Source organism: Pseudomonas serbiensis (assembly GCF_030580745.1).
In the GTDB taxonomy this organism is placed as follows: Bacteria; Pseudomonadota; Gammaproteobacteria; order Pseudomonadales; family Pseudomonadaceae; genus Aquipseudomonas; species Aquipseudomonas serbiensis.
Window position 1 is genome coordinate 658,674 of the sequence record NZ_JAUQOO010000001.1, and the last position, 8,573, is coordinate 667,246.

The window sequence follows — 8,573 nt, forward strand, 5'->3', positions numbered from 1 at the left end:
AGCCAGTTGTGCCGATGAATATCCCTAATCTGATTACCGTTCTGCGTGTTTTACTGATCCCGATCTTCATTCTGTTGTTCTATTTGCCCTACCACTGGAGCTATATGGCGGCCAGTAGCGTGTTCGCATTTGCCGCAGCGACTGACTGGCTCGACGGCTATCTGGCGCGTCGTCTCGAACAAAGCACGCCATTTGGCGCCTTTCTCGATCCGGTGGCAGACAAGCTGATGGTGGCTGTTGCACTGGTGTTGCTGGTTCAGACCCACGCCAACCTGTGGCTGACCCTGCCGGCTGCCGTCATCATCGGTCGCGAGATCGTGATCTCGGCACTGCGCGAATGGATGGCCGAAATAGGGGCCCGCGCCCAGGTGGCCGTTTCCAACATGGGCAAGTGGAAAACGGCTGCCCAGATGCTGGCGCTGGTCATTCTCCTGGCCAACCCTCCGGCCTTCGCTTTCTGGGTCATCGTCGGTTATGCATTGCTGCTGATCGCGGCAGGGCTGACGTTGTGGTCGATGGTGCAGTACCTGAGAGCCGCCTGGCCTCATTTGAAGACCACCGCAGAAAAGAAATAACTTTTTTGAATCAAGGGCTTGACGAATAAACGCCAGCGTATAGAATGGCGGCCATCACCAAGCGGGAATAGCTCAGTTGGTAGAGCACGACCTTGCCAAGGTCGGGGTCGCGAGTTCGAGTCTCGTTTCCCGCTCCAAATATTGCGCTACAGAGTTCCACTGAATTCTGTAAGTGATTGAAATCAGGGCCTTTAGGCCCTTTTTTCGTTCCAGCGGAAACCACTGAAATCCAGCACTATCCGGTGCGTTTAAGTCCAGGATTGAGTCCAGGATTCTGATGAGCACCGAATCGGTTTAATGCTGGAGCAGATTGTGTAGCGAGATGAGCATCTGGCCCTGACTCTGTTCAGGAGCTCGCTATGGCACTCTCAGAAATGACAGTTCGGCATGCCCGAATCACCGGTAATGACTACACCCTCGGCGACAGTGATGGTCTCACGCTCAATGTGACGGCCAGAGGCGGAAAAGTCTGGCTCTTCCGTTATTACTGGGCGGGCAAGCAGAAGCGCATGTCCTTGGGTTGTTACCCTCAAATCCCCCTCAAAGAAGCACGTACTCGACGTGACGAGGCGCGCGCCTTAGTTGCCCAAGGCATCAACCCCTACGAGCATCGTAAACAACAGCGACTTGCTGTTCATGCTGCGAAGGAACACACCTTCGAGGCCGTGTTCAATCAGTGGGTGGAGTTCCGCAGGCTAAGCCTGAAGGAAGGGCGCCAGAGCACGCTCTCGCAGATCTTGCGAATCTTCAACAAAGACGTCTTGCCCGTACTGAGTGGGAGGTCTATCTACGACATCAATCGTCACGATCTGCTGGATTTACTGAGCAGGATCGAACAGCGCAAAGCCTTAACGACCGCCGAAAAATGCCGGACCTGGTTCAACCAATTGTTCCGCTATGCGCTGGTGAAGATTGAGGGGTTGGAACACAACCCAGCATCAGACCTTGATGTCGTCGCGCTACCCAAACCTCCTGTTACGCACAATCCATTTCTCCGAATGGACGAGCTCCCGGGATTGATGGTTGCTCTTCGAAATTACGGTGGCGCCAACCAAACTCGGCTTGGCCTTCGGTTGTTGTTGCTGACCGGTGTCCGCACGGGCGAGTTGCGGTTGGCGACACCCGACCAGTTCGATCTGGAGAAGCGCTTGTGGGTCATACCGGCGGAAGTGGTGAAACAACTCCAGCTAGCGATGCGGAAGCCTGGTAAGCAGACTCAAAATGTACCGCCTTATATAGTGCCGCTGTCGGTTCAGGCGCTGGAGATCGTGCGTCACTTGCTGGACCAGGTTGTCCCTGCGCAACGCTACTTGTTTGCGCATCGAAGCGACCTGAGCAAGCGCATCAGTGAGAACACTCTGAATGGCGCGCTACGCCGAATGGGGTACGCCGATCAACTCACCGGTCATGGCATGAGGGCGACGATCTCGACGGCGCTGAACGAGATCGGATACCCGAAGGTGTGGGTGGATGCTCAGCTTTCTCATGCGGATCCGGACAAGGTGAGTGCGGCCTACAATCACGCGGAATATGTCGAGCAGCGCCGGACCATGATGCAGGACTGGGCGAATCGTCTGGACCTTTGGGGGCAGGGACAGCTGAAAGCGGCAAGTTCTCCGCTGACCATTCGTTTAGAGGGCGCAGCTTCATTACCTTCGTTGGAAAGCGCGAATGCAAACGCCGTTCTGTACAGCGGTGGCTTCCCAGAGACAACTGTCCCAGCCTCCAAAACGTCCGTCAGCAACGAACCGGTCCTTAACGCTGCTCAGTATTCACCAGTCCTACCTGCTCCTACGCAGACTGAACAGCTGCGCGACCCCCAAGTATCTGAAATACAACGCCAGCGCGCCGAGATGCTAGCTACCTATGAAGCTTCGAGTAATTTGGCACTGTTTGTCTTCGCCAAACTGGCAGGCAAATCCAGAGATCAGATCAACCGAGATATCAAGGCTCGGCGCCTGCTATCCCTGAGTCTGGGGAATCGCGGTCAGCGTATTCCCGATTGGCAGCTTGATCCACTGCGGCACAAGTTGGTACTTGCTGCGTTAGCGCGGTTTCCGGATGTCGATGCATGGAGGCTTTATGGCGCCCTTTGTAAGCCTCATGAGCGATTTAAAGGTCGCGCGCCAATCGATGTGCTTACTACGGAGAATTTCGATGTGACCGCACAAATCGTTTGCAGTGCGCTGGGTTCAAGCTGAGGTACTGTCTTTTTGCTGTGATAATGGATGTCGCTGCTTGCTTGGGTCCATCTAGCTCGGGCTGCCGTAAATGCGTGAACTTCACGCGTTGCCTGAGGTGCGGCGGAGATGTTCGGCAAGAGGCTTCTATTGCGCAGGAAGACACCCTTTGGCATCATCTCGCTCCCGCCCTCTCTTGTCAGCTCTCCATCCCTCTCATTTGGGGGCTGCGTCTTGGGGATGGCGGGTAACCACCCGGCCTCGTGCCGGGTTTTTTATTCGTTCGGCAGGCACGGCTGGCGGACAAACTTGGAATATCCAGCTACCCCATGTATGGGGTGCTAAAGGGAGAGTGTTCGAATCACTCCGTCCCGACCATATTTTTCAATGTCTTAGCCCAATCTTTTCAGATTGGGCTAAGACATTGAACTCCAGGAATGGCGCGCTACGCGCAAGCCCAGGTGTGAGGAGGTGACAGCTTTGGCACTGGTGAGGGAGTCGGCGGGAAGAAACGGGATTACCCTAGTCATTCCTATTGACTGAGCAGTTGCCGCTACAACCTCCATGCCTGTCAGGGAGCTTGGTGTGTGTCGGTGCGCTGAGCACTTACCAGGTACAAAGGTGAGTTTGAAGCGTCAAGCCGGGCAGCCCTCGACCAAGTCAAAATACAGCATCGAATTGGCTCATATCGATGTCAGAATCATCATCTCTTTGGTGAGGTAGCCCGGAATCGTGAAGGCTTTGCTCGTACGTCCGTCCCTTCAAGTCGGAAGAGTCGTTTCTAATTGCCAACACCGTCCCAGCAATATGCAATCCACCATCCATACGCCGGATCTGCTTGACTTGAATAAGGCTACCAACCGACTGTCGACCTGTTAGCCAAAGACTCCAAGCGGACACTGAGGTAGCTTCGGCCGAGTCAAATACGAAGCTAATAATTACGTGATTTGCTGTTCGCGTACCTCTGCGTAGAGCGATGCCCACTGGTGCTGGCAACTCATCTGAGAATGAGTGAGCACCTTGAACAAATATGATGTCGCCGGGCGCAATCGTGCATCCCAGCACGCTTCGGTCGAGGTGGTCTGAAATGTTCCTGACAACGACGTCCTGCATTACGGCCGAAAACAGCGCAGTAACATAATAGTAAAGCTGTATTCGATCTGAGTCCGCGTACATAAAGCTGCCAGCTGTCACCCTTTTCACGACCGCCCCTGCTTGGTCACAGACCCCCGCCGTGATTGCCTGCTGAAAGCCCGATACAGCAGTGGGGTCTACTCCCAACCCCTGCGCCAACTCGAACAGACGCAGATGATTAAAGTAAAGCCAGTTATCAAGCTGAAGCTGACTTCCTTGCTGAATAGCCAGGGCATCATCTCGTACAACCTGCTGTTCCCATTGAGCCTTGAGGCTTGAAATACGTGATGACGTCAGATTCTGTTCAAGCTGCCGATTCGTATGCGCCTCTCCATGATGGATAGTGCACAGTACCGCTAGATTCGGCGTTGAGTGATCACGACTGGTAGACCACTCGTTAATATGGTGCACAATAATTGGCCTTTGAGGATCACGGCAGACACAGCAAACCCAGCGGTTGGCAAACAAGACTTTGACAAGATCCTCCTGAGGTATCGCTGGCCGGGTTCCGCCGTATATAGCTGCGATTTGCTCAGCATTCAGTCCAAGCGCTGACAACGCATTTTCACTCGAAAGCTTTAGCTTCGCCAATGTCTGACCTGCGCACCGCAGCCTTGCGGCCGTCTCACTATCGAAGCCGCGCGCCATGAGAGCTTTTTCAGTTGGATTATTCGTCATGCTCGAGACTATAGGCCATGAGCGAGCTCATGGTGAAGCAAGACAGCAAGCCAAACGGCTGCGTCGAATCACACACTGGCCTAGGTCGTTCCGACATTAACTGCTGAAGTGGCGAAACGTCGGAACACCTGAGTGTCTCGGTGCCAAAGAAAACGCAAAAAGGAGTATTCCGCCGATATTTTCGAGTGCCAAACATCGTGCAAAGGAGTGCCAAATCCGGCGCGTCCTTACACCAGGGTCGCTTTCGTGTGCGTTGAGCGTGGCTGCCGCACCTCATGCCAACAAGACCCTTTACTGACCTGTCAGGCTCTGTGACATGACCCGTAATTCCCCGAGAATAAAATGGCGAAAAGGCGTCAAGGCTGATGGTTAAAGTGCACCTCGTTGGTGAGCAGGAGGTCGGTGCCGCGTCTGGCTTGCTCCGAACGCTGCTGCCGGGCTGGCAGTGCCATGAGAAAGACATGGGGGCCATTAGTAGACACTATGGTGGCAAAACAGTAGCGTGCAGGGCAGGCCTCTCCAGAACGGTTACAGGAGGCGCGGAATAGGAAAAGACTCAAGGCCGAATGACAGGAGGTTGCATGTTTGAGCCCATAGAAGCACTGGGTATCTACAACAAAAATGTCAATATTCTGATCGGCTCTGGTGCTTCGGCGGATTTGTTTCCCACTTTGGGATTGCAGATTAAGGATGTGCTCGGCAACTGGGAGACGATCGAAACGCTGTCGACAAAGTATGCACTGCGCCCAGAGAAGAACGCGGCGCTGTTCATGCACTATTACAACACGTGCATTCATCCGGTTCAGACATTTTCTCCATCAGCGGTTGCCACGGCTGAGGGACTGGAAAATCTTGATAATTACGAAGTTTTTTTGCGTACGCTATTAGGTTTTCTGGACAGAAGAAAGGATGTCAATCGCAAGATCAACATCTTCACCACCAACTATGATGGCTGTCTGGCGCACGCCGCTGATCGCCTGCTGGTGAGAGGGACGCACGAATTTGTCGTGAATGACGGGACTTCAGGGTTTCACAAGAAGCATTTGCACGCGAAAAACTTTAACACCTTTCAATGCCAGACCGGTGTTTTCGAGCGTGTCGCGTACGGCGTCCCGCAGCTCAATATTATTCACCTGCATGGCTCGGTCTACTGGGAAAAGAGCGGGGACAAGATTGAAGTTAGTTACAAGAATGACTTCAAAAACCTTCTCAGCCCGCACGTCATAAACAAAATTTCGGATCTCTCAAAGTATCTGACCACAGAAGGGGGCGTCACGGACGAGATTCCGTTGGTAAAGCTTACCCACAATCAGATGGAAAGATTCTGGTACGAGTACAATAAGCTTCCAATCGTGAACCCCACAAAGTGGAAATTTCACGAGACGGTTTTTGAAGAGCATTACTATCAAATGCTCAGACTACTCAGCTACGAACTGGAACGGCCCAACTCGATCTTGATTACATTCGGGTTCTCCTTTGCGGATGAGCACATCTTGAAGCTCGTTCAGCGCTCGCTGTCGAATCCCAAGCTGCAGACGTTTGTCTGCGCATACAGCCAACGAGGAGCACAGAAAATGCGCGACGAGTTTGGCGCGTGGAGAAACGTCAAGGTCATTGGCCCGCCCGAGGGGGCTGACTTGAATTTTGCCAATTTTAATAAGCATGTGCTTTCGCTCAGCCCGCAGGCCTACGTGCCGGGAGATGCTCACTGATGGTCATCCGGGTAGGTGAGGTTATTGCCGTCAGCGGCGTCAGGATTACTCTGAGGATATTTGAGGATTCCAACCAGGAAACCCTATTCCACGAGGGTAAAAAGTATAGGGGTGTTTCAATCAGAGAGCATTTGCTGATTCAACGCGGGTTCATCGATATTGTATGCCTAGTGGAAGGTGAGTATCTGGATGAGCGCAAGCTTGACGAAACCGCAGAAAAAACTTCCTACATCAGGAAGGTGGATGTTCGGCCCGTCGGTTACGTGGCTGACAATAAGTTCTATGAAGGCGTGAAATACATGCCGATGATCAGGGATGGTGCCTCTCTCCTCAGTGAGGAGATGGTAGGGAAGATCTACGGTGTGAATGATGGGGGCAGCTTTACCATCGGCGCGATGCTCAAAGAGAATATCCCTATCAGCCTCCCGTGGACACGGCTATTTAACAGTCATCTGGGCATTTTTGGTAACACCGGCAGTGGGAAGTCGAACACGCTGGCCAAATTATATACGACTTTATTTCGGGAGAAACTTGCCGGGTTAAAAGGGAAGAGTCAGTTCGTCATTATTGATTTTAATGGTGAATACACTGGAGGCCAGATCCTGGCCACCCAAGATAAAAAGGTTACGGTTTTAGACTCCAAGAATGGGGCACAAAAATTCACGCTGGAAAGTGCTCATTTCTGGGATGCGGAAACCCTCAGCTTGCTTTTTCAGGCAACCACCAACACTCAGGCACCGTTTCTCCGACGGGTTCTGTCGGGGAGGGAAAAGTTTAAAAACCTGCCGCTCTCCCATTTTCTGGAAAAAACGTTTGAGCGAGTGTTTGCTGCTGCTGAGCCTAAAGCGGAGGCGTTGGAGTTAACACGCGAGGTCGCCCGGATTATAGGCTCTGAGGCATTGCAGCACCACTTGGCAGGGGTAAAATACCATGCGCAGAACAAATACTTCAGAGCGCTGGAAGGGCACTACTACGATTCTGATGGGAAAGCATTTGCTGCCTTTTTGAAGCCTTTCCTTGCCGCACATGTAAAACTGGATGCGCTGGACCAATTCGATGAGCTGCTTTTGCGTTGCTATCTACAGCTCTGCGGTGATGTGGTGATGGGCTATGCACAATACGAACATATCCAACCCGTGTTGGCCAGGGCGAGGTCTTCTCTGGCGGGATTGCGCAACGTATTGCATATCGTCGATGCACCACCCCCTCCCTACCTTCTGCACGTCATTTCACTGAAAAAATGCAAGAACGATGTGAAAAAAATTCTGCCAATGCTCATTGCAAAGAATTTTTATGTGAATCACAAGGAAGCAGAAGGGTTGAACAGCCCACCGACTAAAACCCTGCACTTGATCATTGATGAGGCACACAACATCCTCTCCGAGCAATCAACACGAGAGCATGAAATCTGGAAGGATTGAATCGCCCTGGGTTTCGTAGACACCTCTTTGCCTTAAACTGAGGCCAATCAGGAGGTGCCATGAGCAACCCACGTTATCCCGAAGAATTCAAAATCCAAGCGGTCAATCAAGTGACCGAAAAGAAGCTGCCTGTCGCTGATGTGGCGGCGCGTCTTGGCGTGTCGTCGCATAGCCTCTATGCCTGGATAAAGCGCTACAGCAAACCTCAAGAAGAACGGAAGCAGGATGATGATCAGCATGCTGAACTGCGTCGTCTGCGAGCCGAACTCAAGCGGGTCACCGAAGAGCGAGACATCTTAAAAAAGGCCGCCGCGTACTTTGCCAAGGAGTGCGGTTGAAGTACGCCTTTATCAAGCAGCGAGCGGGCGACTATTCCATTCGACGGCTTTGCCTGACGCTGAAAGTCCATCCCAGCGGTTATTACGCCTGGCTGTCTGAGCCGCAATCTGTACGCGCCAAAGACGACCAGCGACTGCTGGGTTTGATCAAGCATTCCTGGCTGGAGAGCGGCGGCGTTTATGGCTATCGCAAAGTCCATGACGATCTGCGCGAAGTCGGTGAGGATTGTGGTCGGCATCGTGTGGCGAGGCTGATGCGTCTTGAAGGTCTGCGCTCTCAGACAGGGTATCGACGCCGCCCTGGCAAATACGGCGGTAAGCCAGCCGTCGCCTCACCCAATTTACTGAAGCGCCAGTTTGATGTCGTAGAACCCAACAAAGTTTGGGTTACCGACATCACTTACATTCGTACATATGAAGGCTGGCTGTATTTGGCAGTGGTGCTGGATCTGTTTTCTCGTCAGGTCGTTGGCTGGTCAATGAAGTCGCGGATGACCAGTGATTTGGCCATTGATGCGTTATTGATGGCGGTTTG

Annotated in this window: 5 protein-coding genes, 1 tRNA gene and 1 pseudogene; 6 read left to right on the forward strand and 1 reads right to left on the reverse strand. The window is 52.7% G+C overall.

Features of this window, described 5'->3' with window-relative positions; all coding sequences use genetic code 11:
* Positions 1 to 14 precede the first annotated feature (14 nt).
* From pgsA to Q6A51_RS02890, 3 genes are all read left to right on the forward strand, one after another.
* Complete coding sequence (gene pgsA, locus Q6A51_RS02880; protein WP_201002384.1) at positions 15 to 575, forward strand: CDP-diacylglycerol--glycerol-3-phosphate 3-phosphatidyltransferase; 561 nt, start codon at positions 15 to 17, stop codon at positions 573 to 575.
* Between the two features lie 61 nt (positions 576 to 636).
* Positions 637 to 712: transfer RNA gene (locus Q6A51_RS02885), tRNA-Gly, on the forward strand.
* 222 nt (positions 713 to 934) lie between these two features.
* Positions 935 to 2,776 (forward strand): tyrosine-type recombinase/integrase, encoded by a 1,842-nt coding sequence (locus tag Q6A51_RS02890; protein WP_304574085.1) that lies wholly within the window; start codon positions 935 to 937, stop codon positions 2,774 to 2,776.
* Between the two features lie 639 nt (positions 2,777 to 3,415).
* On the opposite strand, the gene Q6A51_RS02895 is transcribed toward Q6A51_RS02890, so the two are convergent.
* A complete protein-coding gene (locus tag Q6A51_RS02895; protein WP_304574086.1) occupies positions 3,416 to 4,567 on the reverse strand; it encodes an HNH endonuclease signature motif containing protein in 1,152 nt (383 codons plus the stop codon).
* A 581-nt stretch (positions 4,568 to 5,148) separates the two neighbouring features.
* On the opposite strand from Q6A51_RS02895, the gene Q6A51_RS02900 reads away from it, so the two are divergent.
* The 3 genes and pseudogenes from Q6A51_RS02900 to Q6A51_RS02910 all read left to right on the forward strand — a co-directional run.
* Entirely contained in the window at positions 5,149 to 6,279 is a 1,131-nt protein-coding gene (locus Q6A51_RS02900) for an SIR2 family protein (protein ID WP_304574087.1), read from the forward strand.
* Positions 6,279 to 7,700, forward strand: coding sequence for a helicase HerA domain-containing protein (locus Q6A51_RS02905; RefSeq protein ID WP_304574088.1), 1,422 nt, complete (start codon positions 6,279 to 6,281; stop codon positions 7,698 to 7,700). The genes Q6A51_RS02900 and Q6A51_RS02905 overlap by 1 nt, the downstream gene beginning before the upstream one ends.
* A gap of 59 nt (positions 7,701 to 7,759) precedes the next feature.
* Positions 7,760 to 8,573 (forward strand): annotated as a pseudogene (locus tag Q6A51_RS02910) (IS3 family transposase); the annotation flags it as partial.